This is a genomic window from Burkholderia sp. Bp9012, from assembly GCF_003853825.1.
Lineage (GTDB): Bacteria > Pseudomonadota > Gammaproteobacteria > Burkholderiales > Burkholderiaceae > Burkholderia > Burkholderia diffusa.
In genome coordinates, this window is sequence record NZ_QTQA01000089.1 from 1 (window position 1) to 464 (window position 464).

Consider the following 464-nt stretch of genomic DNA (forward strand, 5'->3'; position numbering starts at 1 on the left):
CCCACCGGATCGTAGCGGTAGGCGAGCTGCCCGCGCCGCGTGTCGTTGATGTCGGTGAGCTGGCCGCTGGCGTCGTAGCGGTAACGCCGCACCAGCAGACGGTTACCGCCGCCAGTGCGTGTGGGCGCAGGCGTGTCGCGCGTCAGCACCTGCTCGCTGAGCCGCCCCATGGCGTCCCACTGCTGCGTTTGCAGCAGGCGGTTGCCTTGCAGGCGCGCGACCTCGCGGTGTAGGTCGTCGCGCTCGTAGCTGACGAGCTCGCGCTCATCGAGCTGCAGCGCCAGCAGGTGGCCGCTGCCGTAGGTGAGCCAGCTGACGCGGTGACCATCCGGGCGCACGGTAGCGATGCGCTGGTTCAGCGCATCGTATTCGTGCTGCCACACGCCCACCAGCGGCTGGCCCAGGCGGGTGTAGTGCTGGTGCTCGCGCACCAGGTTACCGGCCGGGTCGTGGAACCATTGCAG

The 464-nt window shown here is 69.6% G+C and carries 1 pseudogene; it reads right to left on the reverse strand.

The features are described 5' to 3' along the window. Positions 1–464 (reverse strand): annotated as a pseudogene (locus tag DIE11_RS36040) (RHS repeat protein); the annotation flags it as partial.